This is a genomic window from Nonomuraea guangzhouensis (genome assembly GCF_019396345.1).
Taxonomy (GTDB): Bacteria; Actinomycetota; Actinomycetes; order Streptosporangiales; family Streptosporangiaceae; genus Nonomuraea; species Nonomuraea guangzhouensis.
Genome location: NZ_JAHKRM010000050.1, coordinates 26,300 through 50,474, shown reverse-complemented (window position 1 = coordinate 50,474; position 24,175 = coordinate 26,300). Strand labels below are relative to the sequence as shown.

The following is a 24,175-nucleotide window of genomic DNA, read 5'->3' as shown; positions in this document are numbered from 1 at the left end:
AAAGCCTCGTGGACATCGACATGAGCGTCCTGCGCAGCCTGGAGCGGGAGAAGGACATCTCCTTCGACCTGGTCGTCAAGGCGATCGAAGACGCGCTACTGATCGCCTACTTCCGCACCGAAGGTGCCGCGCCCAAGGCGCGGGCGGAGCTCGACAGGACGAGCGGGCACGTGACCATCTACGCCGCCGAGCTCGACGACGAGGGTGAGATCGTCAGGGAGTTCGACGATACGCCGGGCAACTTCAGCCGGATCGCGGCGACCACCGCCAAGCAGGTCATCCTGCAGCAGCTGCGCGACGCCGAGGACGAGATCAACTTCGGCGAGTTCGCCAGCCGCGAGGGCGAGCTGGTCTCCGGCGTGATCCAGCAGGGCAAGGACCCGCGCGTGGTGCTGGTCGACCTCGGCAAGATCGAGGCCGTGCTGCCGCACAACGAGCAGGTCCCAGGCGAGGACTACGTGCACGGCGAGCGCATCCGCGCCTACGTCGTGCAGGTGAAGAAGGGCCACAAGGGCCCCTCGGTCACGCTGTCGCGCACCCATCCCGGCCTGGTCAAGAAGCTGTTCGCGCTGGAGGTGCCGGAGATCGCCGACGGCACGGTGGAGATCGCCGCCGTGGCCCGCGAGGCCGGTCACCGCACCAAGATCGCGGTCAGGTCGCGCAGGCAGGGCGTCAACGCCAAGGGCGCGTGCATCGGCCCGATGGGCTCGCGCGTGCGCAACGTGATGACCGAGCTGCACGGCGAGAAGATCGACATCATCGACTGGTCAGAGGACCCCGGCGAGTTCGTGGGGAATGCCCTGTCGCCCGCCCGCGTTTCCCACGTTGAGGTCCTCGATCTCGAAGGCCGGGTCGCGCGGGTCACCGTTCCCGACTACCAGCTTTCCCTGGCCATCGGTAAAGAGGGGCAGAATGCCCGGCTTGCCGCCCGGCTCACGGGATGGCGGATTGACATCCGGCCTGACACCCAGGCCGAGGATGCTGCCGGTTCCGTAGATGCGTCAACACGGTAAGCTGGAATATGGTGGCCACGCGGCTCCACAGCGCACCTGTGTGGGCTGCAGGGTCCGTACGGCTAAGTCCGACCTGCTCCGCTTGGTGCGGGTCGAGGATCACGTGATCCCTGACCTGCGAGGACGGCTTCCTGGTCGAGGTGCGTCACTGCATCCGACCGAGAAGTGTCTGGAGCTTGCCGAGCGTCGCCGAGCGTTTCCGCGCGCGTTCCGCGTGCCGGGGCCGCTTGACATCTCGCGAGTGCGGGCGCACCTGGAGAAGGAGAACCACGAAATGTCATGTAGGACGCCGAGTTGATGGGCGGAGTCAGATTGCTATGAGCGCCTGATGAGCACGCGGCGATGAAGACGTCAAGGTAGCGACGGTCCGGACGGCACAGCCAGCCTCCCGGGCCGAGTAAGGGAGTGCAGTGGCGAAGGTCCGGGTATACGAGCTCGCTAAGGAGTTCGGCGTAGAGAGCAAGGTCGTCATGGCCAAGCTCCAGGAGATGGGGGAGTTCGTCCGTTCGGCGTCCTCCACCATCGAGGCGCCGGTGGTCCGCAGGCTCACCGAAGCTTTGGGCGCATCCAAGGGTGGGTCCTCTAGGGGCGGCGGTTCGTCGTCCAAGCCGCAGCCGCCAAGGGCTGCTCCCCGGCCGGCGGACAGCCAGGCCGGTAACGGCGTCGCGGAGGCGCCGACCCCAACATCAGCTCCGCGTCCTGGTCCGGGTCCCAGGCCCGGTCCCCGTCCGGGTCCCGCGGCTCCGGCCCCGACTCCGGCGCCCGCGCCGGCTCCCACGGTCAGTGGTCAGCCGCGCCCGCCGGTGCCGATGCCGCACCAGCCGCAGCCTGAGGCCGAGCGTGGCGACACCTCCGGCGCCCCGCAGGCGCGTTTCGACAGCGGCACCCGTCCCGCGCCCGCTCCGGGCGCCCCCGCTCCGGGCCCGCGTCCCGGTCCCGCCGCCCGTCCGGGTCCCAAGCCCGGCCCCGCGGCGCGTTCCGGCGCGCCCTCCGGTGGCGGCGGTCCGGCGGCTCCGCGCACCGGTGGTGCCCCGTCCGGCGGCGGTCCCCGTCCGGGTCCCGGCGGTCCCAAGCCGGGTCCGCGCGGCCCGCGTCCGGGCAACAACCCGTTCTCCTCCAACGCCAGCGGCATGGGCCAGTCCCGGCCGCCGCGTCCCGGTGGCAACCGTGATGGTGCCCCCAGCGGTCCCGGGCAGCGCGAGCGTCGTGACGGTCCGCCGCGCGACGGCGCGAGCCCGCGTCCCCCGCAGGGGCGTGGTGGCGGCGAGGGCGGTCCCCGTCCCGGTGGCCCGCGTCCTGGTCCGCCCGGTGCGGCAGGTCCGCGTCCCGGTCCCGGTGCGGGCGGTCCCCGCCCCGGCGGTCCGCGTCCCAACCCGATGATGATGCCGCAGGGTCGTCCCGCCGGTCCCGGTGGTGGCGGCGGCGGTGGCCGTCCCGGTGGCGGCGGCGGTGGCGGTCGTCCTGGCGGCGGTGGCGGCGGTGGCCGTCCTGGCGGCGGTGGCGGCGGCGGTCGTCCCGGTGGCGGTGGCGGTTTCGCCGGTCGTCCCGGTGGCGGCGGTGGCGCCGGTCGTCCGGGCACGAGCACCGGTGGTCCCGGTGGCGGCGGCGGTTTCGCCGGTCGTCCCGGTGGCGGCGGTCGTGGCCGCGGTGGCGGCACGGCGGGCGCCTTCGGTCGCCCCGGTGGCCGTCCGACGCGTGGCCGCAAGTCCAAGCGCCAGAGGCGCCAGGAGTTCGACAACATGTCGGCCCCGGCGATCGGTGGCGTGCAGGTCGCTCGTGGCAACGGCGCGACGATCCGCCTTCCGCGCGGTGCGTCGCTGTCCGACTTCGCCGACCGGATCGGTGCCAACCCCGCCGCGCTGGTGCAGATCATGCTGCACCTCGGCGAGATGGTGACGGCCACGCAGTCGGTCAACGAGGAGACGCTGCAGCTGCTCGGCTCCGAGCTCGACTACAACATCCAGGTCGTCAGCCCGGAGGAGGAGGACCGCGAGCTTCTCGAGGCCTTCGACATCGAGTTCGGCGAGGACGAGGGCGACGAGGCCGACCTGGCCGCGCGTCCGCCGGTCGTGACCGTCATGGGTCACGTCGACCACGGTAAGACCAAGCTGCTCGACGCCATCCGCAAGACCAACGTGGTGGCGCGCGAGGCGGGTGGCATCACCCAGCACATCGGCGCTTACCAGGTCTCCACCGAGCACGAGGGCGAAGAGCGCAAGGTCACCTTCATCGACACCCCGGGGCACGAGGCGTTCACCGCCATGCGTGCCCGTGGTGCCAAGGCGACCGACATCGCGGTGCTGGTGGTCGCGGCCGACGACGGTGTGAAGCCGCAGACGATCGAGGCTCTCAACCACGCCCAGGCGGCCGACGTGCCGATCGTGGTCGCGGTCAACAAGGTCGACAAGGAGGGCGCCGACCCCAACAAGGTCCGTGCCCAGCTCACCGAGTACGGCCTGGTGGCGGAGGAGTTCGGTGGCTCGACGCTGTTCGTCGACATCTCCGCCAAGAACGGGACCGGCATCGAGCAGCTGCTCGAGGCCATCCTGCTCACCGCGGACGCCGAGCTCGACCTGCGCGCCAACCCGGCGATGGACGCTCAGGGCATCGCGATCGAGGCGCACCTCGACAAGGGCCGCGGCCCGACCGCGACCGTCCTGGTCCAGCGCGGCACGCTGCGCGTCGGCGACTCGATCGTCTGTGGCGAGGCCTACGGCCGCGTCCGGGCGATGCTCGACGACAACGGCGACCTGGTCGAAGAGGCCACGCCGTCCCGTCCGGTCCTGGTGATGGGTCTGACGGCCGTGCCGGGCGCGGGTGACAACTTCATCGTCGTCACCGACGACCGGATGGCCCGCCAGATCGCCCAGCAGCGCGCGGCGCGCAAGCGCAGCGCCGACATGGCGAAGTCGAGCCGCCGCCTGACCCTCGAGGAGCTGTTCAGCAACCTCGAGAAGGGCCGCGTCGACGAGCTCAAGCTCATCATCAAGGGTGACGTGTCCGGTTCGGTGGAGGCCCTGGAAGACGCCCTGCTCAAGATCGATGTCGGCGACGAGGTCAGGCTCCGTGTCCTGCACCGCGCCGTCGGTGCGATCACCGAGTACGACGTCAACCTGGCCGTCGCCGACGACAACGCGGTCATCATCGGCTTCAACGTCCGGCCTGAGCCCCGGGCGCGCGACCTGGCCGAGCGCGAGGGCGTCGACATCCGCTACTACTCGGTCATCTACCAGGCGATCGAGGAGATCGAAGCGGCGCTCAAGGGCATGCTCAAGCCCGAGTTCGAAGAGGTCCAGATGGGCACCGCCGAAGTCCGCGAGGTCTTCAAGGTGCCGAAGATCGGCAACGTCGCCGGTTCGCTGGTCCGCTCCGGGACGATCGTGCGCAACAGCAAGGCCCGGATCATCCGCGATGGCGTTGTCATCGCCGACAACCTGACCGTCTCGTCGCTGCGTCGCTTCAAGGACGACGCGACCGAGGTCCGTGAGGGCTTCGAGTGCGGTATCGGGGTCGGCTACAACGACATCCGGATCGACGACGTCATCGAGACGTTCGAGATGCGGGAGAAGCCGCGCGCATAACACGCGGCCGGGCGCCCGGCGGACCATCCGCCGGGCGCCTCTCGCACGCCTGGGCCTGCTCTCCACCGCAGCAGGGCCGGGGTGCGCTTCACACACCAGGACAAAGCGGTGGTTACCAACGATGTATGTGGGTGCTCTGACCCTGGACATCCTGCTCGGTGACGTACATTCGCTGAAGCAGAAGCGTTCCGTCGTGCGACCCCTGGTCGCCGAGTTGCACAGACGCTTTCCCGGCGTCGCGGTGGCCGAGACCGGCCATCTCGACCTGCACCGCAGAGCAGAGGTCGGCATCGCCGTAGTCTCGGCGTCGGCGGGCAACTGCAAAGAGGTATTGGATGCTTGCGAGCGTCTGGTGGCCTTCCGCCCCGAGATCGAGTTGCTGTCGGCCAGACATCGGCTTTACAACGACGAAGACTGAACGACTGCACGACCTCCGGGTCGTGCGTGAGGGGGAGCGAACATGGTGGATGCAGCACGAGCGCGCAAGCTCGCCGACCGCATCCAGCAGATCGTCGCCGAGATGCTGGAGCGCCGGATCAAGGACCCGCGCCTGGGCTTCGTCACCGTGACCGACACGCGCATCACCGCGGACCTGCGTGAGGCCACGGTTTTCTACACGGTGTTCGGCTCCGACGCCGAGCGGGCCGACACCGCGGCCGCCCTCGAGAGCGCCAGAGGCATCATCCGCTCCGAGGTGGGCCGGCAGACCGGTGTCCGCTTCACGCCGTTGCTGGAGTTCAAGCACGACCCGCTGCCCGACAGCGCGCGCCAGCTCGACGATCTGATCAACGCGGCCAAGGCGAGGGACGCCGAGGTGGCCCGCAAGGCCGAGGGCGCGGCCTATGCCGGCGACCCGGACCCCTACCGCAAGCCGGAGGAGGACGACGAGCCGGACCTCAGCGGCAAGCCTGACGAGGACGGGCAGCCAGCGACGTGACGCCCGACGTGCGTGACAGAACCGGCCGCCCGTCCCGTGTGGATCCGGGCGCGGTGGGGCAGGGCCTCAGCCCGGCCCTGCCGCCCACCGGCCCGGAGGGCACGCTGCCGCCGTCCGGCTCGGTGATCCCCGAGGCCGCCTGGCGGCGCGCGCTGGACCTGATCGGCAAGGCCGACGAGATCGCGCTGGCCTGCCACGTGTCGCCGGACGGTGACGCCCTCGGCTCGATGCTGGCCACCGGTTCCGTGCTGCGCGCCCTGGGCAAGCGGGTCATCGCCTCTTTTGGTGACCGGCACTTCGCCGTGCCGCGCCTGCTGCGCTTCCTGCCCGGCCAGGATCTGCTGGTTCCGCCGGCCGACGTCCCGGCGGAGCCGGAGCTGATGATCACGTTCGACTCCTCGACACCCGATCGGCTGGGCCTGCTGGGCGCCAACACGGCCAAGGCCCACGAGGTCATCGTGATCGACCACCACCTGTCCAACACCGGCTTCGGCACCCTCAGCCTCATCGACCCGCACGTGGCCGCCACGGCCGTGCTGGCCGAGCAGCTGATCTACCGCCTCGGCGGCAGCCTGGACCGTGACATCGCCACCTGCCTGTACGCCGGGCTGGTGACCGACACCGGTTCGTTCCGCTACTCCTCGACCACGCCCGAAGTGCACCAGATGGCCGCCCGGCTGGTCGCCACCGGGCTGCACACCGACGAGATCGCCCGCGAGCTGTGGGACCGCTCCCCGTTCGGCTACCTCAAGGTGCTCGCCGCCGCGCTCGACCGGGTGTCGCTGGAGGACCACCTGGTGTGGACGTACGTCCCCCGGGTAGACCGGGCCGCGTACGGGCTGCCGTACACGGAACTGGAGGGTCTCATCGACATCGTGCGGCGCACTGACGAGGCCGAGGTGGCGGCGGTGCTCAAGGAGGACGACCACGGCGCCTGGCAGGTGTCGACCCGCTCCAAGGGCGCGGTCGACGTCGGCTCGATCTGCGCCGAGCTGGGCGGTGGTGGCCATCACAACGCGGCCGGATTCACCTCGCACGGCAGTGTCGAGGACACCATGGCGGCGTTCCGCGCGCTGCTGGCGAACGCGGACGGAGAGGCTTGATGGCCGAGAGCGGCTTGATCATTGTGGACAAGCCCGCCGAGTGGACGTCCCACGACGTGGTGGCCAAGCTGCGGCGGCTGGCCGGCACCCGGCGGGTGGGCCACGCGGGCACGCTCGACCCGATGGCGACGGGGGTGCTCGTGGTCGGCGTGGAGAAGGCGACCCGGCTGCTCGGCCACCTGGCGCTGACCGAGAAGGTCTACGAGGCCACGATCCGGCTCGGCGTGACCACCAACACCGATGACGCCGAGGGTCAGGTCATCTCGACGGCCCCGGCGGCCGACGTCGACCCCGCCGCGGTCCAGAAGGGCGTCGACGCGCTCACCGGCGAGATCATGCAGGTCCCGCCGCAGGTCAGCGCGATCAAGGTCGATGGGCAGCGGGCGTACAAGCTGGCCCGTGCGGGCGAGGACGTCGAGCTGGCCGCGCGGCCCGTCACCGTGCGGGAGTTCTCGGTGCTGGACATCAGGGCGCACGACGACGTCATGGACATCGACGCCGTGGTGACCTGCTCCAGCGGCACCTACATCCGCGCGCTGGCCCGCGACCTGGGCGCCGGGCTCGGCGTCGGCGGTCACCTGACGGCGCTGCGCCGCACCCGGGTCGGCCCGTACGACCTGTCGCGGGCCAGGACCATCGAGGGGCTGACCGAGGAGTGCGTGATCCTGCCCATCGGGGAAGCCGTGTCCGCGGCGTTCCCGCGCTGGGACCTCACCGCCGAGGAGGCCAGGGTCGTCAGCCACGGCGGGCGGTTGCCCGCGGCGGGGCTCGGCAAGGGCCCGATCGGGGTGTTCGGGCCGGAGGGCGAGCTGCTCGCGCTGGTGGAGGAGCAGGGCCGCATAGCCAAGCCGCTGGCCGTGTTCATCTCCTAGCCCTTGGTCGTCTGGTGGACGATGTTCGACGACGCCCCGTAGCGGAAGGCGCGCACCCGGTAGGACGCGCGGCTCTCCTCGGGCAACGTGATCAGGCCGAAGGCGTTGACGTCCGGATCGAGGGCGGCGACCACCCGGAAGTCCGGCCGGCCCGACGGCCGGTCCTCCAGCAGGAAGCCCTCCTCGTCGGCGGTCCGGTCGGTCCACCGGAACGCGACGCCGTCGGCCTGCATGACGGTGGCCGTCAGGTCCGACGGCGCCGCTCCCTCGCTCCTGACCGGCCGCGCCCCTTTCGGGCCGCCGGGGATCGTCCGCGGCTCCGACCAGCCGGATTCCGGCTTGGCGTACGGCCCGCCGCCCAGCGCCACATCGACCGGGGCGGAGGCCTGCCCGTAGTAGGGCCGCACCCGGTAGTAGAACGGCGTGCGCGGGATCAGATCAGGATGGGTGTACGTGCTCTGCTCCGGCGGCAGGAACCCCAGGATCGTGTACGGACCCCCTGGCTCGGTGGCGAACTCGATGACCTGCCCGGAGGCGTCCGGATCGCGGCCCTGCCAGCGCAGCGTGATGTCGGTCGGCGACACGAGCGTGGCCGTCAGCTGGACCGGCGCCTGCCGGGGAGTCGCGCAGGCGGCCGCGAGCAGGAGCGCCGTCGTTAGGAGCAACGCCGCCAGAGCTGCTCTCATCGTCGCTACTTGCGCCAGAACTGGATGCCGCTCCACTCGACCGTGGCGGGACCCTTGCCGCTCCCGGTCCGGTAGGCGCCGAACTTGTCGTAGAAGCTGCCGCTCTCACTCGACACGGTGTGCTTCAGCGACCCGTTGATGTAGGTCCGATGGGTGCTGCCGACCACGTGAACGGTGTTGACGCGGACCGTCGTGCCGATCGTGGCGCCGGTGGCGATCGTGTCGCCGCCGTGCACGGAGTAGAGCCGGCCGCCGCGTTCGACGGCGAGCATGAAGAACGGGCCCGTCGTCTTGAACGTCTGCTTCAGGCTGATCCGGGTCCCTTCGAGACTGGTGATCTTGAAGTAGCCCTCGAACTGGCGGGTGCCGCTGGAGTAGGTGGCGTAGCGGCGCTCGGCTCGCTGGTCGCCGCTGCCGGTGGAGCAGTTCAGCTTGAAGGTCAGGTCGCTGACGTCACCGCAACCCCGCTCCTGGACGGTGAACGTCGGCTCGTATGAGGTCCAAGGTCCGGACTCCACGGGGTCGGCCGAGGCGGGCAGGGCGGGGACGAGTAATCCGATGGCTAGCGCGCTCGTGGTGAGTAATCGCATGGATTCCTCCTGATTAGGAAACTTTCCTATCAGGATTCATAGGATCACTTACCACACTCACGCGTCAAGACCGGTGACGTGAGCTGTCGGAAGCGAGGAGAGATCCGACCTCTTATGGCTTGCGGGCCACCATGATGTCGCGGACGATCGCCTGGTCGACCCAGTGCTCGAAGTCGGGCAGATCGACCACGTCGAGCCCCGTCTTCGTGAGGATCTCGGCGAGTTCGTCGCGGGTGCCGCCATAGGTGTTCCACGAGATGCCGATGGCGCCGCCGGGCCGCAGCAGCTCCGCCCAGACGGGCGCGGCCTTCCTGATCAGCTCCAGCGGGCTGCGCGACAGCCCGCCGCCGCCCCTGCTGCCGTGCTGCACGCCGTAGGGGGTGTCGGTCACCACGACGTCGAAGGAGTGCGGCTTGAAGAACTCGCGGCTGCGCAGGGTGTCGGCGTTGACCACGGCGACGCGCTGCGTGTCGCCGGACTTGAACGCCTCCTTCGACGGGCTGAAGGCGATGTTCAGTCGCCGGCCGACCAGTGCCCGCTCACGGCGTACGGGGACGGTCTCGGCCGTGTGCTTGAACCGCTTGTTCTTCAGCCAGGTCTTGAGGAAGCCGGAGTACGCCTCGAAGTCCTTGCTGTCGACATCGACCCCATAGGCGTCATATCCGTACATGAGGGCCTGGTTGAGTGTGGTGCCGCGGCCGCACAGCGGGTCGAACACCGACAGCCGCTCGTCCAGCCGCCGATCGCCGGCCAGCACCGTGACGTTCAGCAGCAGCTTGGTGAAGTGCTCGTTGGTCTTGCCGGCGTACTTCTGGATCGTGATCAGATCGCTGCTGAGCCGGTCGAGCGGCGCCATGGTGAGCGGCCGCAGCAGCTCGCCCTCGATCCCGTAGAGCGCGTAGACCGACGAGAGGTTGGACAGCAGCGCGACGTCGCCGTCGGCGAGCGGCGCGGCCGTCTCGAAGCTCACGTAGGGCAGGCCGCCGATCACCCGCTCCTCGATGGCCGACACCTCGCTCCGCAGGGCTCGTCGGCCGAAGACGGCCAGCTCGGCGAGGGTCAGGCGGACCGAGCTCTCGCCGTAGACCCGGTTGAAAGCAGGCAGGATCAGAAGTGCGTATCGAGGCATGGTGCGGCCGATCGTACCCCCTCGATTGGAGCCGGCGCGGCGCCGCATGGCAGGCTGGTGGGGGATTGATCCGCCACAAGCGAATGGGGCCGGGCGTGCAGGGTTCGGAAAGGTCCGCCGTCACGATCGGCGTGTTCGACGGCGTGCATCGCGGGCACCAGCGGGTGGTCGAGCGTGCCGTGGCCGCCGCCCGGGAGCGCGGTCTCCGCAGCGTCGCGGTCGTCTTCGAGCCGCATCCCGCCGAGGTCGTCCGGCCGGGCTCCCACCCGGCCCGGCTGAGCACGCCGAGGCGCAGGTCGGAGCTGCTGGCCGGGCTGGGCGTTGATGACGTGTGCGTCGAGGAGTTCACGCTGGAGCTGTCCAGGATGAGCCCCGGAGAGTTCGCCCAGTCGATGCTCGCCGACCGGCTGCGGGCCGCCGTGGTCGTGGTGGGGGCGAACTTCACCTTCGGCCACCGTGCGGCGGGCGACACCGAGACCCTGGCCGCGCTCGGCGAGAAGTACGATTTCACCGTCGAGGTGGTCCCGCTGCGCGACGGGGTCTCCTCCACCGAGATCCGCGAGCGGCTGGTGGCCGGCGACGTCGAGGGCGCCACGGCGGACCTGGGCCGCCCGCACCGGGTGGAGGGCGTGGTCGTACGCGGCTACCAGCGCGGACGCCAGCTCGGCTTCCCCACCGCGAACGTCGAGACGCAGCCCCACACGGCCATCCCCGCCGACGGCGTCTACGCGGGCTGGCTGGAGTGCGTGCCCGTCGCCAACCTGCCCACCGTCTACAAGGGCGAGCGCTGGCCCGCCGCCATCTCCGTCGGCACCAACCCCACCTTCGAGGGCGTCCCGCGCACGGTCGAGGCGTACGCGCTGGACCGCGACGACCTGGAGCTGTACGGCGTACACGTGGCGGTAGACTTTTGCGCGAGACTGCGGGGAAACACCCGATTCGACTCGATCGAGGAGCTCATCGCGCAGATCCACGCAGACGTCGACCAGGCCCGGCGGCTGACCTCGGGCTGAGGATTGATGACGCGGAGCTTGACCGCGGTGGTAACCTTGCATGTCGGTCCAGTGACGGCGGCGCTGCGCGCTGCTCTGACGGCCTTCGCCGCGGCGACTGTAGGCACGCACGGTCGTTCGCATCAGTTATCCATCCGCGCGTGCCCGTAGCTCAAAGGAGAGCCGTGTCCCTCGACACCGCTGCCAAGAAGACCATCATCGCCGAGTACGCGACGGCCGACGGTGACACCGGGTCGCCCGAGGTGCAGATCGCGCTGCTCAGCAAGCGCATCAGCGAGCTGACCGAGCACCTGAAGACGCACAAGCACGACCACCACAGCCGTCGTGGCCTGCTCCTGCTCGTCGGGCGCCGGCGCCGCCTGCTGAAGTACCTGCAGAAGGTCGACATCGCGCGTTACCGTGCGCTCATCGAGCGGCTCGGCCTGCGCCGATAGAGTGAGAGGGAGCGGCGTTCGCGTCGCTCCCTTCTCCGTTGTGAGACCGGCGCGTCGAGCGCCGGACAACTGAATATCCAAGACACACTTAGAGCCCCCCGCGTCCGCACAAGCACCAAGCGACCCGCGACGCATGCGGGCCGGTCCTCGGTAGTGGCTTCCGGTAACAGCGACAGATCTGACCGGGCGCTTCGATCGAAGACCGGCGCTGCACCTAACGAGGGTGCCGGTGAGAAAGAGGGCGCGGGAGACTGACTGACCAAGGAGGTCCCCCGTGGAGGGTGTCCACACCGCTGAAGCCGTCATAGACAACGGTTCTTTCGGCACGCGCACGATCCGGTTCGAGACCGGTCGTCTCGCGCGCCAGGCGGCCGGCTCCGCCGTCGCCTACCTCGACAATGAGACGATGGTCCTGTCCGCGACCACCGCCTCGAAGTCGCCCAAGGAAAACCTCGACTTCTTCCCGCTGACGGTGGACGTCGAGGAGCGCATGTACGCCGCGGGGCGCATCCCCGGCTCGTTCTTCCGCCGTGAGGGCCGTCCCTCCGAGGACGCCATCCTCACCTGCCGCCTGATCGACCGGCCGCTGCGCCCGTCGTTCGTCAAGGGCCTGCGCAACGAGATCCAGGTCGTCGCCACGGTCATGGCGCTCAACCCCGATCACCTCTACGACGTGATCGCGATCAACGCCGCCTCGCTGTCCACCCAGCTCGCCGGGCTGCCGTTCTCCGGCCCGATCGGCGGCGTCCGCGTCGCGCTGATCGACGGCCAGTGGGTCGCCTTCCCGACGCACCACGAGCTCGAGCGCGCGACGTTCGACATGGTCGTGGCCGGGCGGGTGCTCGCCGACGGCGACGTCGCGATCATGATGGTCGAGGCGGAGTCCACCAAGGACACGCTCAAGCTGGTCGCCGAGGGCGCCGTCGCGCCCAACGAGGAGACGGTCGCGCAGGGCTTGGAGTCCGCCAAGCCGTTCATCAAGGTGCTGTGCGAGGCGCAGTCGCAGGTCGCGCGGGTCGCGGCCAAGGAGACCGCCGAATACCCCGTCTTCCTCGACTACCAGGAGGACGTCTACGCGGCCGTGGAGAGCGCGGTCAAGGCCGAGCTGGCCGCCGCGCTGACCATCCCCGGCAAGCAGGAGCGCGAGACCCAGCTCGACAAGGTCAAGGCGCTGGCCGCCGAGAAGCTGCTCCCCGAGTTCGAGGGCCGGGAGAAGGAGATCTCCGCCTCCTTCCGCTCGGTGATGAAGAAGCTCATGCGCGAGCGGGTCATCAAGGAGGGCCTGCGCATCGACGGCCGCGGCACCAAGGACATCCGCGCGCTGTCCGCCGAGGTCCACGTGGTCCCGCGGGTGCACGGCTCGGCGCTGTTCGAGCGTGGCGAGACCCAGATCCTGGGCATCACCACCCTCAACATGCTCCGCATGGAGCAGGTCATCGACACGCTCAACCCCGAGCGGACCAAGCGCTACATGCACAACTACAACTTCCCGCCCTACTCCACCGGTGAGACCGGCCGCGTGGGCTCGCCCAAGCGCCGCGAGATCGGCCACGGCGCGCTGGCCGAGCGGGCGCTGATCCCGGTCCTGCCCTCGCGTGAGGACTTCCCCTACGCGATCCGCCAGGTCTCCGAGGCGCTCAGCTCCAACGGCTCCACCTCGATGGGCTCGGTCTGCGCCTCCACGATGGCGCTGCTCGACGCCGGTGTGCCGCTGCGCGAGATGGTCGCGGGCATCGCGATGGGCCTGATCGGCGAGGGTGACCAGTACGTCACGCTGACCGACATCCTCGGCGCCGAGGACGCCATGGGCGACATGGACTTCAAGGTCGCCGGCACCAAGGACGTCATCACCGCGCTCCAGCTCGACACCAAGCTCGACGGCATCCCCGCCTCCGTGCTGGCCGCCGCGCTGAAGCAGGCCAAGGGCGCCCGCCTGGCGATCCTCGACGTGATGCAGGAGGCGATCGACTCCCCGGCGGAGATGAACCCGACCGCGCCGCGCATCATCACCATCAAGGTCCCCGTGGACAAGATCGGCGAGGTCATCGGCCCGAAGGGCAAGATGATCAACCAGATCCAGGACGACACGGGCGCCGAGATCACCATCGAGGACGACGGCACGATCTACATCGGCGCCACCGACGGCCCGTCCGCCGAGGCTGCCCGCACGGTGATCAACGGCATCGCCAACCCGCACATGCCCGAGGTCGGCGAGCGTTACCTGGGCACGGTCGTGAAGATCGCCGCCTTCGGCGCGTTCATCTCGCTGATGCCCGGCAAGGACGGCCTGCTCCACGTCTCCCAGATCCGCAAGCTGCACGGCGGCAAGCGCATCGAGAACGTGGAAGACGTCATGAGCGTCGGCGAGAAGGTCCAGGTCGAGATCGCCGAGATCGACGGCCGGGGCAAGCTGTCCCTGGTCCCGGTCGAGGTCATCGAGAAGGAGGCCGCCGAGAAGGAGGCCAAGGGCGACGCGGACTCCTCCGCCGACTCCGGCCCCGCCGAGGTGGCTTCGGACGACAAGCCGCGTGACGACCGGCCGCGCCGTACCCGCACCCGTGTGCGTGCGCCGCGCGCCGACGGATCCGATGGAGACGACCGCAACTCGTGACAACCACCACGCTGCACCCCGGCCGTGACGGGGCCGGGGTCGTGACGCGCACCGTCCTTCCCGGTGGGCTGCGCGTGGTGACCGAGACCATGCCGACCGTGCGTAGTGTCGCGGTCGGCATGTGGGTCGGCATCGGCTCGCGTGACGAGGACCCCCAGCACATGGGGGCCACCCACTTCCTCGAACACCTGCTCTTCAAGGGCACCCCCACACGCGACACCATGGAGATCTCGGCCTCCATCGAGGGCATCGGCGGTGAGATCAACGCCTTCACCGCCAAGGAATACACCTGCTACTACGCCCGGGTGCTCGACGAGGACCTGCCGGTCGCGGTGGACGTGCTCGCCGACGTGGTGACCAGCTCGCTGATCACCCCCGACGACGTCGAGTCCGAGCGCGGGGTGATCCTCGAAGAGATCGCCATGCACGACGACGACCCGTCCGACGTCGTGCACGAGCAGTTCGCTGCGGCGCTCTACGGCGACTCGCCGATCGGGCGGCCCATCCTCGGCACCGTCGAGTCGATCAACGAGCTCCCCCGCGACCGGATCGCCGAGTACTACCAGCACCACTACCGGCCGCGCCGCACGGTCGTCTCCGTCGCCGGCAACATCCGGCACGAGGAGGTCGTCGAGCTGGTCGCCCGCGCCTACGAGCGGGCGGGCGCGCTGGGCGGCCCGCTGGAGGCCGATCCGCCCCGCACGAGCGGGCCGGGAGCGCGGACGCGGTCGGGCGTCAGGGTGCTCGACCGGCCCACCGAACAGGCCAACCTGGTGCTGGGTACGACCGGCATGTCCCGCACGGACGACCGGCGCTTCGCCCTCGGCGTGCTCAACGCGGCGCTCGGCGGCGGCATGTCGTCGCGGCTCTTCCAGGAGATCAGGGAGAAGCGCGGGCTGGCCTACTCCGCCTACAGCTACACCTCGGCCTACGCGGACACCGGCCAGTTCGGCATCTACGTGGGCTGTCTGCCGTCGAAGATCGACGACGTGCTCAAGATCTGCCGCGACGAGGTCGTCCGGGTCGTGGACGAAGGCCTGGACGCCGACGAGATCATGCGCGGCAAGGGGCAGATGCGGGGCGGGCTGGTGCTCGGCCTGGAGGACACCGGTTCGCGCATGTCGCGGATCGGGAAGAACGAGCTGGTCTACGACGAGCTGCTGTCCGTGGACGAGGTGCTCGCCAGGATCGAGGCCGTCACCCCGGACCAGATCGCCGAGGTCGCGACCGACGTCCTGAACCGGCCGCTCACGCTCGCCGTGATCGGCCCCTACGGCGACAAGGACTTCTCCGGCGCCATCGCCTGACGACGCTCGCGGGACCTCCCCGGAGGTCCCGCGACTGTCATCAGGTATAGGGTTGACCTGTGATTAAGGTAGGTGTGCTGGGCGCGCGCGGTCGCGTGGGCCTCGAGGTGTGCAACGCGGTAGAGGCGGCCCCCGATCTGGAGCTGGTGGCCGCGCTCGACAAGGACGACGCCATCGAGGGGCTGCAGGGCGCCGAGGTGGTCGTCGACTTCACCCATCCCGACGTCGTCATGGGCAACCTTGAGTGGGCGATCGCCCACGGTGTCCACCCGGTGGTCGGCACCACCGGCTTCGACACCGGGCGGCTCGAGACCGTACGCGGATGGCTGGCCAAGTTCCCCGGGACCAACTGCCTGATCGCCCCCAACTTCGGCATCGCCGCCGTGCTCATGATGCACTTCGCCCAGCAGGCGGCCAAGCACTTCGAGTCCGTCGAGATCGTCGAGCTGCACCACCCCAACAAGGCCGACGCGCCCTCCGGCACCGCCCGCCGCACCGCTGAGCTGGTCGCGGAGGCGCGCGCCAAGGCAGGGCTGGGCGCGATGCCCGACGCCACCTCCACCGAGATCGGCGGAGCGCGCGGCGCCGACGTCGGCGGCGTCCGCGTCCACGCCGTACGGCTGAGCGGGCTCATCGCGCACCAGGAGGTGCTGCTGGGCGGCGACGGCGAGATCCTCACGATCAGGCACGACACGATGAGCCGCGCGGCGTTCACCCCGGGCGTGTTGCTCGGTGTGCGCCGGGTCCGCGAGCTGCCCGGCCTGACCGTCGGCCTGCAGCCCCTGCTCGACCTCTGAAGACACATCGTGCCCACAACCTGACGCGGGTCATGGGCACGACGTGAGGAGAGGCTCCCGGCTCCGCACAGCCGGTCTGCTCACCACATTAATATCCAGAGGCGCGAACCAGGCCAAACGTGAGACCGTGTCGGCATGACGCGATGGGTCGAGCCGGGCGAGCTGCCCGGGCTGGTCGCTGTGGAGCTGGCGGCGGACGGGCTGTTCGAGCAGGTGGGGATCGTTTTCCCGCCGGGCACGACCATGATCGAAGAGGTCACGGACCCGGCCGTGGTGCTGGTCGAGGGGGACCCGCCGGCCGGGTTCGCGCTGATCGGCTGGGTCGACGGCAACCTGCACCTGGATCAGCTGGCCGTACACCCGTCGCGGATGCGGCAGGGGATCGGGGGGCGGCTCGTCGCGGCGGTGCGCGACCACGCGGCGGCCTGCGGGGCGCCCGCGGTGACGCTGACGACCTACAGGGACGTGCCGTGGAACGCGCCCTGGTACGAGCGGCACGGCTTCTCCGTGCTGCCCGAGGCCGAGTGGGGGCTCGAACTGCGGGCGCTGGTCGAGCATGAGCGTGAGCTGGGCATCGAGGTGGCGCCGCGCGTTGTCATGGCCTGTCCGCGCTGAAGAAGGTTAGATGCCGAGTTCGTCCGCCAGGCGCTTCAGGTAGGAGGCGAACTGCCGGCGGTCGTGGTCGTCCCATCCCACGGTGAGCTCGTCGAAGGCGTGGCGCTGCCACTGGCGCGAGCCCGCCAGGAGGTTCTCGCCATGCGCGGTGAGCTGCAGCGACGCGCGCCGGCGATCGTACTCGGACGAGGCACGGACCAGGTAGCCCGCCTTGGTGGCGTCCTTCACGATGCGGCTGGCCCCCGAATGGTCGAGGCCGAGCTGGTGGGCCACGGTGCCGACGGTGGCCTCCTCGGTGGTTTCCTTGCCCGTGTCGACGGCCTCCACGGCCAGGATGTGCTGCACGTGGCGGGTCTCCCCGGTCTGATCTTCCGAGGCGCTGTTGATCCACCGGCGTGACCAGAAACGCACCAGTCGGAACAGTGCGGGACCGCCGTCGCCGTCAGCAGAGGAAAGGCCATGCGCGTTCATGCGCACACTCTACCCCGGGATGGATGCGATATGCATATATAGTATGTGCATATCGCACATATCTGGCCGATCCTATTTGGCCTGTTTTGAGGGGAGTTGACATGTCCATCGTCCTCAACCATCTGATCGTCCCGGCGGCCGACAAGACCGCCGCCGCCACGTTCCTGGCCGACCTGCTCGGGCTGCCGGTCTCCGCGCCGTCCGGCCCGTTCGTGCCCGTCAGGGTCAATGACGACCTCGCACTCGACTTCGACGACCGGCACCAGGTCCAGCCGGGCCACTACGCGTTCCTGGTCGACGACGACACGTTCGACGCGGTGCTGGGCCGTCTCCGGGAGTCCGAGTCGATCGCGTACGGCTCCGGCCCTGGTCATGGCTGGGACCGGCAGATCAACCACCTCGGTGGCGGCCGTGGCGTCTACGTACGCGATCCCAACGGCCACAGCTACGAGCTGTTCACGGCCGTTCCCTAGCGAGTAGGGTGGCGACCGTGACTGCCGGGTCGGCCAAGTGCCATGACGAGACGGGGCGCCCGGTCACGCCTTGATCACCGAGCGGGCCCGCGGCCCGCCGCCTCTCGCGTTCCCCAAGCGGAGATCGCAGAGGAAAGGAGGTGATCGCATGTCCCATGCTTGGGAAGGCTTCACCGCGCGGCACGCTGTCGGTGACGTGCTCGACGGGCACGTGGCCAAGGTCGTCCCGTTCGGCGCCTTCGTCGAAGTCGCCGACGGCGTCCACGGGCTGCTCGTCGGATCGGAGCGACCAGAGGCCGGGTCGAGCGTCTCGGTACGGATCGCCGAGATCGACCACGACAACCAGCGGCTGAGACTCACCGCGAGCTGAGGCTGACGCGCGTGCGGGGGCCCATCGGTCCCCGCACGCCCTTCACAGAGTGATCGCCAGGCCGAGCGTGAACAGCAGGCCGTACGCCAGCTGCAGTTTGCCGGTCTGCTGCAGTACGCCGATCAGCGCGGGGCCGACGGCGCCATGCAGGACCGTCTTGACCGGCGTGATCGCCAGCGGCGCGGCGAGCACCGCGGCGGCGGCCAGTGGCGCGATCGGGAGCATGGCCAGGGCGATGACGAACGGCACGATCAGGCAGGTGGCGTAGAGCGTGCGGGTGCGCGCCGCGCCCAGGACGACCGCCAGCGTCCGCTTGCCCGCCTGGCCGTCGGTGCCCACGTCGCGCAGGTTGTTCACGACGAGCATGGAGCACGACAGGAGCCCGACGGGGATCGACGCCACCAGCGCCGCCCAGGACAGGTGCTCGGTCTGGACGTACGCGGTGCCGACCACGGGGACGACGCCGAAGAAGGTGAACACCGATATCTCGCCGAGCGCGCGGTAGCCGTACGGAGTCTTACCGCCGGTGTAGAACCAGCCGGCGGCGATCGCGGCGGCGCCCACGAGCAGGATCCACCACGCGCGGGTGGCGAGCACCAGGGTCAGCCCGAGCACCGCGGCGAGGGCGAAGCTGCCGAGCGCGGCGGCCAGCACCTGCTGCGGCGTGGCCGCCCGCGAGCCGACCAGGCGCATCGGACCGACCCGCTGGTCATCGGTGCCGCGGATGCCGTCGCTGTAGTCGTTGGCGTAGTTGACGCCGATCTGCAGCGACAGGGCCACGAGCAGCGCGACGATCGCGCGCCACCAGTTGAAGCCGTTCTCGCCGATCGCCACGCCGGTGCCGACCATGACGGGCACGATGGCGTTGGGCAGGGTGCGCGGACGTGCGCCGGCGATCCACTGGCCGGGGGTTGCCATAAAGACGAATCCTCTAGCTGATGTCGGTGGTGAGCCTGACCATGCGGATGGGACGCCCCATGTCGAGCACGCGCTCGGCCATGTCCTCGCCCCAGCCGGCCGACTCCAGGAAGCCCAGCACCGCGTAGTTGTCGGCGAACACCCACGTCACGATCTGCCGGAAGCCGTCCTCCCGCAGGTGGTCGACGGTGGCGTTGAGCAGGCGGCTGCCGTGCCCACGCCGGACGAAATCGGGGTCGACCAGCAGAGTCAGCATCTCGGCTGCGACGGTCGGGTCGAGGTCGGGGTCCTCGGCGGGCGCGTGCGAGGCCAGGCCCACCACCCGCTCACCGCCGCGCGGTGTGGCCAGGGCCGCGCTGCCGCCCACGCCGAGAGCCGGGAAGCCCTCGGTGTCCAGGATGGTCTCCACCGCCACCAGCACCCGATGCATGGGGGTGGGCGGGGCGACGATCGCCTCGTCCCACTGGCGCAGCCACATCTTCTCCGCCGCGGCCCCCGTCATCTGCTCGAGCGGCCCCTCGGGAAGGAACTCCCGATAGCCGTAGCGCCAGGCGCGGATCTGAGTATTCGCCACCTGGAGCACATCCTCGCGCCGGGCCGCCCGGACGCCTACGTCTGCCATCTCGGCCCGCTCCTTCGCCTGCCGTCCATGCCACAAGGCACGAGTTACACCGTATCGGTGTTTGAGCCTTGGGGATGACGTGAACCCTGCTTCCTCGCCCGGTAAGCGCGTGTTTTGGTGCGGTTGCCGCAGACCCGCATAGAACACCACGAGCGTGACCGGTTCTTCGAGGAGTCGATGAACGCCCACTGGCACATGCCCTCGGCGCAGACCTTCAGCCGGTGCCAGGACTGGTCAGTCACGGCCGCGGTGATCCTGGCCAGGCCGCCTCTGACGCCATCTTCGAGGGGGACCAGCTCTGGTGTGGCACCGTGGACGCGTACGAGCAGCGGCAAGGCCGGCAGGTCGGGCATCTCCGGAGTTTCGCGGCTTGGCGCGGGCGTCTTGGGAGGTTCGCAGCTCAGTGTGGGCGTCTTCGGAGGTTCGCAGCTCAGTGCGGCCCGCAGTTCGGGCGTCTCGGGAGTCTCGCGTCTTTGGGCGGCTCGCAGTTCGGGCGTCTCCGGGGTCTCGCGTCTTGGCGCGGCCCGTAGCTCGGCCGGCTCCGAAGTTTCGCGTCTCAGCGCGGCCCGAAGGGCTTCGCGCAGGGTGAGCGCGGTGGCGAGGTCGTCGTCGGTCGCGCGGTCACGCGGGCCGATCAGGCCCCGCTCCCGGAGCCAGACGGCCAGTTCGGCGGGTGAGGCCAGCTCGTCGGCGTCGGAATCGAGGTTGTAGGTGTTCACGAAGTCGCGCACGAGCTCCGCGGGCGCCAGCATGTCACCACTGTATGGCAGTGGCCGGTTGCGCCATGATGAGTCGCGTGATCGTTCGTACCTGGCGAGGCTGGACGCGTAGCTCCGATGCCGCGGCCTATGAGGAATATCTCCTGCGCACCGGATTCACCGGCTACACCCAGACGCCGGGGAACCGCGGCGCCTACTTCACCAGACGAGACTCGGGGGACAGGACCGAGTTCTTCCTGATCTCGCTGTGGGAGTCGTGGGAGGCGATCAGGGCGTTCGCCGGGGACGAGCAGAGCGTGGCGGTCTTCTACCCCGAGGACGACGCGTTCCTGGTCGACAGGGAGCGGACCGTGGAGCACTACGAGGTGTTCGCCAGCGCCTGAGCCAGCCGCCGCACCCCCTCCGCCAGCTCGGCCAGGTTCGCGGCGGCGATGTGCGTGACGCGGAGGCGCGGTCCCGGCGGTTCCGACGGGTAGTGGATCCTGCCGGGGCTCACCAGTACGCCGTTGCGTTTCGCCGCCTCGACCAGGGCGTTCTCGTCGGTTTCCGGCGGTAGGCGTACCCACAGGTGCATGCCGCCCTTCGGCAGCAGGTGCAGCTCGGCGGCGGGCAGCCGCGCGGCGAGCTCGGTGGTGAGCGCGTCGCGGCGGACCAGGATCTCGGTCCGCACGTTCGCCAGGTGCCGGCGCCAGCCGGGGGAGCCGACGAACTCCAGCACGGTCTCCTGCAGCGGGCGCGCCACGAAGAACGACTCCACCAGCTGGCTGGCCCGCAGCCGGTGCGCGGCCGGACCGCGCGCGACGACGGCCGCGACCCTCGCGCTCGGCGACAGGATCTTGGTGAGCGAGCAGATGTAGACGACCGTGCCGTGCGCGTCCATCGACACCATCGGCGGCGGCGTCCGGTCGCTGAAGTAGCGGGCGTAGTCGTCCTCGATCACGAACGCGCCGGCCGCCCTGGCGACCTGGAGCACCTGTTCCCGGCGTTCGTGGGTGAGCGTCGCGCCGGTCGGGTTCTGCAGGGTGGGCTGGCAGAGGAACACCCGCGCGCCCGTGACGGCGAACGCCTCCGCCAGCAGGTCGGGCCGTACGCCGTCCCGGTCCATCGGCACGGCCGTCGCCCGCAGGCCCGCCGCCTTGGCCGAGGCCAACGCGCCCGGATAGGTCGGCGTCTCGACCAGAACCGGCGTCCCCGGGGCGGCCAGCGCCCTGAAGGCGTGCGTGAGCGCGGCCTGGCCACCACTGACGATCAGCGCGTCGGTCTCGGTCACGTCGCCCCCGGCCTGCGTCGCGAACCACCTGCGCAGCTCCGTCAGCCCGGCCAGCGGCGGCATCGCCCACGCTCCCGGCCTGCGCACCGCCCGTGACGCCGCGGCGGCCAGCTGCTTGTCCGGCCGGAGCCCCGGGGGCAGATAGCCGCCGGTGAGCGGGATGACGCCCTCGGGCGGCGGGGTCAGCAGCGCGGTCACCGGGCTCTCGTCCACCACCCGATCGCCCAGCGCGACGGTTTGCCAGGAGAAATCGGGCAGGTCGCTGGGCCCCGCGGGCGGCTGGGCGATGAATGCTCCGATGCCGGGCTTGGTGACCACCCGGCCCTCGGCCGTCAGTTGCCCGATGGCCCGCGAGACCGTCACGGGGCTGACGTTGTGGCGGCGCATGAGCTCTCTGGAGGAAGGCAGGCGGTCACCTGGTCGCAGCTGGGTGAGCTCCTGGCGCAGGATCGCGGCGATATGGGCGATACTGCTATCCTGTTCCATGACGGATAAGAATAGCGCTATCGTCCGCGACAGAGTAGCGGTCGCCTCTCGGGAAGGCTCGGCGCGATTCCGCCAGGGGACTTTCCTCGCGTTTCTCGGCGTTCTCGCCTTTTCCGGCTCCTTCCCCGCCACTGTCTACGCGATGCGCGGTTTCGATCCGTGGCTGGTCGCCATCGGCCGGGCCGTGATCGCCGGTGTCATAGCCCTCATTTGCCTCAAAGCAGCCCGCCTCCCGCTGATCCCGCCCCGACACCTGTGGCGTTCGTACGCCGCGATCTCGCTCGGCGTGGTCTTCGGGTTCCCCGTCTTCAGCGGTCTGGCGCTGGACCTCGGCGCCACCACCGCCCACTCCGCCGTGGTCATCGGCCTGCTCCCGGCCGCCACCGCCGTCTGCGCGGTCCTGCGCGCCGGCGAACGCCCGCGCCCCCTGTTCTGGCTGGCCTGTACGGCAGGCGCGCTCGCCATCACCGCCTTCACCCTCACCCGTGGCCAGAGCACCGCCGCCTGGCCCGACGTCCTCCTGGTCGGCGCCCTGGTCTCGGCGGCCATCGGCTACACGGAAGGCGCCCGGCTCTCCCGTGAAACGCCGGGTTGGCAGGTCATCTCCTACACCCTCGTCCTCTCCCTCCCGCTCACCATCCCCGTGACGGCCGTACTCGCCTTCACCACCCCCGTCCACCCGTCACCCCAGGCCCTCGCCGGCTTCGCGTACGTCGGCTTGATCTCGATGTTCCTTGGCTTCGTCCCCTGGTACGCCGGCCTCGCCAGGGGTGGCATCGCCAGGGCGGGTCAGACCCAGCTCACCCAGCCGCTGCTCACGCTCGCCTGGGCGTGGTTCCTGTTGGGGGAGAGGTACGGTCCGGCCACTGTGGCCGCGGCGCTGGCCGTACTCGTCTGCGTGGCCCTCACTCAGCGCGCCCGCACGTGAAAGCCGTCTGGCTGTACTTGCCTGCGTGGCTCTCACCCAGCATGTCCGCGCTTGAAAGCTGTCTGGCCCCTGCATGGTTCTCACGCAGCGTGCCCGCACGTGAAAGCCGCCTGGCCGTACTCGCCTGCATGGCTCTCACCCAGCGTGCCCGCACTTGAAAGCCGTGACGGCGCCCCGCAGGATAGGAGGCGGAGGTGTCACAGATGGCAGACCTCACGATTCCGGAGGGCGGCTTCTGGCCCGCCCCCGCGATCCCGCAGCCGAACATCTACCCGATGGAGTGGCGGGTCGAGACGGCCAAGCTGGCGGCGATCTACGAGAAGTCCAAACGGACGCTCTGGAACCCGGCCGACCTGCCCTGGGACGGGCTGAACCCGGACGACTTCACGCGGGAGCAGCGTCTCGGGATCATGTACTGGTTCGCCGTGCTGGCCAACTTCGACGCCTCGGGACCGGCCGTGTTCGCGCGGGCGACGATCCAGGCGTTCGAGAAGCACGAGGAGGATCCGGTCAGGAAGTGCTTCTTCTCGATCACCCGCGACGAGATGAACCACGAAGAGTGCTGCCAGCGGACCATCGCCAAGCTCTGGCCCGGCGGCCCCCTCGACTGGACCCCGTCCGACGACCTGGAGAAGGCTGCGCACAACAACATCGGCTGGCTCTATCACAACGGCGGTCGCTACTGGACCGGCTACAGCGCGGCCGTGGGCAAGTATTCGCTGCCCGTGCTCTTCACCAGCTTCATGATGGGCGAGATGGCCGCCTCGACGCTGTTCAGGGGCATGGCCTCGGGCACTGAACATCCCGTCTTCGGGGAGATGTTCCAGCGCATCGGCCGCGACGAGTCCCGACATCTCCAGATTTGCATGACCATTCTGGAGAACGAGTGGCCCGGCCTCACGGACGAGACCCGTTCCCTCATCACCCGCCAACTCCGCGCCGGCTTCGTCTTCCTGTCCATGATCCTCTGGGAGCCGCCGGAGGGCTTCTGGGAGCTCCCGCCGTACTTCCTGGCCAACCACCGCGTCCTGATGGACCACGCCAGGCAGGCAGGACTGGGCGTGCTGTCCTACGAGGAGCAAGCGGAGAACTGGCGGCTCGCCATGGCCCGCATCCGCGTCATCGTCGAACGCTGGGGCATCGCCTTCCCCGCCATCCCCGAACTCGACCTGGAGGGCGTCCAGGTGGACTTCATCGACCCCGAGGAGATCATCCCGGTCTTCTGACCTC

At 69.9% G+C, this 24,175-nt stretch carries 26 protein-coding genes; 18 read left to right on the top strand and 8 right to left on the bottom strand.

Features of this window, described 5'->3' with window-relative positions:
- Window positions 1–8: 8 nt before the first annotated feature.
- The 7 genes from nusA (at window position 9) to truB (ending at window position 7,506) form a co-directional block, all read left to right on the top strand.
- The gene (gene nusA / locus KME78_RS58130) at window positions 9–1,013 is read left to right on the top strand and encodes a transcription termination factor NusA (protein WP_308127551.1); all 1,005 of its coding nucleotides are present in this window, start codon (window positions 9–11) and stop codon (window positions 1,011–1,013) included.
- Window positions 997–1,311 (top strand): YlxR family protein, encoded by a 315-nt coding sequence (locus tag KME78_RS58125; RefSeq protein ID WP_219538726.1) that lies wholly within the window; start codon window positions 997–999, stop codon window positions 1,309–1,311. Before nusA ends, KME78_RS58125 begins: the two co-directional genes overlap by 17 nt.
- A gap of 112 nt (window positions 1,312–1,423) precedes the next feature.
- Window positions 1,424–4,594, top strand: coding sequence for a translation initiation factor IF-2 (gene infB / locus KME78_RS58120; RefSeq protein WP_219538724.1), 3,171 nt, complete (start codon window positions 1,424–1,426; stop codon window positions 4,592–4,594).
- Between the two features lie 121 nt (window positions 4,595–4,715).
- On the top strand, window positions 4,716–5,012 hold the full coding sequence (locus KME78_RS58115; protein ID WP_219538722.1) for a DUF503 domain-containing protein: 297 nt from the start codon (window positions 4,716–4,718) through the stop codon (window positions 5,010–5,012).
- A gap of 42 nt (window positions 5,013–5,054) precedes the next feature.
- Window positions 5,055–5,531, top strand: coding sequence for a 30S ribosome-binding factor RbfA (gene rbfA, locus KME78_RS58110; protein WP_219538720.1), 477 nt, complete (start codon window positions 5,055–5,057; stop codon window positions 5,529–5,531).
- 8 nt (window positions 5,532–5,539) lie between these two features.
- A complete protein-coding gene (locus tag KME78_RS58105) occupies window positions 5,540–6,634 on the top strand; it encodes a DHH family phosphoesterase (protein WP_308127550.1) in 1,095 nt (364 codons plus the stop codon).
- A complete protein-coding gene (gene truB, locus KME78_RS58100; protein WP_219538719.1) occupies window positions 6,634–7,506 on the top strand; it encodes a tRNA pseudouridine(55) synthase TruB in 873 nt (290 codons plus the stop codon). The genes KME78_RS58105 and truB overlap by 1 nt, the downstream gene beginning before the upstream one ends.
- On the opposite strand, the gene KME78_RS58095 is transcribed toward truB, so the two are convergent.
- The 3 genes from KME78_RS58095 to KME78_RS58085 all read right to left on the bottom strand — a co-directional run bounded on the left by KME78_RS58095 (window position 7,503) and on the right by KME78_RS58085 (window position 9,911).
- Window positions 7,503–8,192, bottom strand: coding sequence for a fibronectin type III domain-containing protein (locus KME78_RS58095; RefSeq protein WP_219538718.1), 690 nt, complete (start codon window positions 8,190–8,192; stop codon window positions 7,503–7,505). The two genes, truB and KME78_RS58095, sit on opposite strands and share 4 nt — an antisense overlap.
- A 5-nt stretch (window positions 8,193–8,197) precedes the next feature.
- The gene (locus KME78_RS58090) at window positions 8,198–8,782 is read right to left on the bottom strand and encodes a polysaccharide lyase family protein (RefSeq protein WP_219538717.1); all 585 of its coding nucleotides are present in this window, start codon (window positions 8,780–8,782) and stop codon (window positions 8,198–8,200) included.
- 112 nt (window positions 8,783–8,894) lie between these two features.
- Window positions 8,895–9,911 carry a TRM11 family SAM-dependent methyltransferase gene (locus tag KME78_RS58085; RefSeq protein WP_219538716.1) on the bottom strand — a complete coding sequence of 339 codons (1,017 nt, stop codon included), beginning with the start codon at window positions 9,909–9,911 and terminating at the stop codon, window positions 8,895–8,897.
- Between the two features lie 83 nt (window positions 9,912–9,994).
- Here KME78_RS58085 and KME78_RS58080 point away from each other — a divergent pair, with 83 nt between their 5' ends.
- The 6 genes from KME78_RS58080 (at window position 9,995) to KME78_RS58055 (ending at window position 16,688) form a co-directional block, all read left to right on the top strand.
- A complete protein-coding gene (locus tag KME78_RS58080) occupies window positions 9,995–10,924 on the top strand; it encodes a bifunctional riboflavin kinase/FAD synthetase (protein ID WP_219538777.1) in 930 nt (309 codons plus the stop codon).
- Window positions 10,925–11,088: 164 nt separating this feature from the next.
- Window positions 11,089–11,358, top strand: a complete 270-nt coding sequence (gene rpsO / locus KME78_RS58075) for a 30S ribosomal protein S15 (protein ID WP_214642971.1) — start codon at window positions 11,089–11,091, stop codon at window positions 11,356–11,358.
- Window positions 11,359–11,632: 274 nt separating this feature from the next.
- The gene (locus KME78_RS58070) at window positions 11,633–13,969 is read left to right on the top strand and encodes a polyribonucleotide nucleotidyltransferase (protein ID WP_219538715.1); all 2,337 of its coding nucleotides are present in this window, start codon (window positions 11,633–11,635) and stop codon (window positions 13,967–13,969) included.
- A complete protein-coding gene (locus KME78_RS58065) occupies window positions 13,966–15,276 on the top strand; it encodes a M16 family metallopeptidase (RefSeq protein ID WP_219538714.1) in 1,311 nt (436 codons plus the stop codon). Before KME78_RS58070 ends, KME78_RS58065 begins: the two co-directional genes overlap by 4 nt.
- Window positions 15,277–15,335: 59 nt before the next feature.
- Entirely contained in the window at window positions 15,336–16,073 is a 738-nt protein-coding gene (gene dapB, locus KME78_RS58060; protein WP_219538713.1) for a 4-hydroxy-tetrahydrodipicolinate reductase, read from the top strand.
- 135 nt (window positions 16,074–16,208) lie between these two features.
- A complete protein-coding gene (locus tag KME78_RS58055) occupies window positions 16,209–16,688 on the top strand; it encodes a GNAT family N-acetyltransferase (protein ID WP_219538711.1) in 480 nt (159 codons plus the stop codon).
- A 6-nt stretch (window positions 16,689–16,694) separates the two neighbouring features.
- On the opposite strand, the gene KME78_RS58050 is transcribed toward KME78_RS58055, so the two are convergent.
- The gene (locus KME78_RS58050; protein WP_219538710.1) at window positions 16,695–17,159 is read right to left on the bottom strand and encodes a MarR family winged helix-turn-helix transcriptional regulator; all 465 of its coding nucleotides are present in this window, start codon (window positions 17,157–17,159) and stop codon (window positions 16,695–16,697) included.
- Window positions 17,160–17,260: 101 nt separating this feature from the next.
- Here KME78_RS58050 and KME78_RS58045 point away from each other — a divergent pair, with 101 nt between their 5' ends.
- The gene (locus tag KME78_RS58045) at window positions 17,261–17,632 is read left to right on the top strand and encodes a VOC family protein (protein ID WP_219538708.1); all 372 of its coding nucleotides are present in this window, start codon (window positions 17,261–17,263) and stop codon (window positions 17,630–17,632) included.
- Window positions 17,633–17,780: 148 nt separating this feature from the next.
- Complete coding sequence (locus KME78_RS58040) at window positions 17,781–18,002, top strand: S1 RNA-binding domain-containing protein (protein ID WP_219538707.1); 222 nt, start codon at window positions 17,781–17,783, stop codon at window positions 18,000–18,002.
- A gap of 42 nt (window positions 18,003–18,044) precedes the next feature.
- On the opposite strand, the gene KME78_RS58035 is transcribed toward KME78_RS58040, so the two are convergent.
- Genes KME78_RS58035 through KME78_RS65650 form a run of 3 tightly spaced genes read right to left on the bottom strand, consistent with a single transcriptional unit; the run spans window position 18,045 to window position 20,294 of the window.
- Window positions 18,045–18,920, bottom strand: a complete 876-nt coding sequence (locus KME78_RS58035) for a 1,4-dihydroxy-2-naphthoate polyprenyltransferase (RefSeq protein ID WP_219538705.1) — start codon at window positions 18,918–18,920, stop codon at window positions 18,045–18,047.
- A 13-nt stretch (window positions 18,921–18,933) separates the two neighbouring features.
- Window positions 18,934–19,542 carry a GNAT family N-acetyltransferase gene (locus KME78_RS58030; RefSeq protein ID WP_214642962.1) on the bottom strand — a complete coding sequence of 203 codons (609 nt, stop codon included), beginning with the start codon at window positions 19,540–19,542 and terminating at the stop codon, window positions 18,934–18,936.
- A gap of 44 nt (window positions 19,543–19,586) precedes the next feature.
- Complete coding sequence (locus tag KME78_RS65650; protein ID WP_246654809.1) at window positions 19,587–20,294, bottom strand: CGNR zinc finger domain-containing protein; 708 nt, start codon at window positions 20,292–20,294, stop codon at window positions 19,587–19,589.
- Window positions 20,295–20,338: 44 nt separating this feature from the next.
- On the opposite strand from KME78_RS65650, the gene KME78_RS58015 reads away from it, so the two are divergent.
- Window positions 20,339–20,644: an antibiotic biosynthesis monooxygenase gene (locus KME78_RS58015; RefSeq protein WP_219538703.1), complete on the top strand. Its 306-nt coding sequence runs from the start codon at window positions 20,339–20,341 to the stop codon at window positions 20,642–20,644.
- Here KME78_RS58015 and KME78_RS58010 read toward each other — a convergent pair.
- Window positions 20,620–22,017, bottom strand: a complete 1,398-nt coding sequence (locus KME78_RS58010; RefSeq protein WP_219538701.1) for an aminotransferase-like domain-containing protein — start codon at window positions 22,015–22,017, stop codon at window positions 20,620–20,622. The two genes, KME78_RS58015 and KME78_RS58010, sit on opposite strands and share 25 nt — an antisense overlap.
- Between KME78_RS58010 and KME78_RS58005 the strand changes: the two genes are divergently transcribed.
- On the top strand, window positions 22,016–22,945 hold the full coding sequence (locus KME78_RS58005) for a DMT family transporter (protein WP_219538699.1): 930 nt from the start codon (window positions 22,016–22,018) through the stop codon (window positions 22,943–22,945). The two genes, KME78_RS58010 and KME78_RS58005, sit on opposite strands and share 2 nt — an antisense overlap.
- Before the next feature lie 203 nt (window positions 22,946–23,148).
- Window positions 23,149–24,171, top strand: a complete 1,023-nt coding sequence (locus KME78_RS58000) for a hypothetical protein (protein ID WP_219538698.1) — start codon at window positions 23,149–23,151, stop codon at window positions 24,169–24,171.
- Window positions 24,172–24,175: the final 4 nt, after the last annotated feature.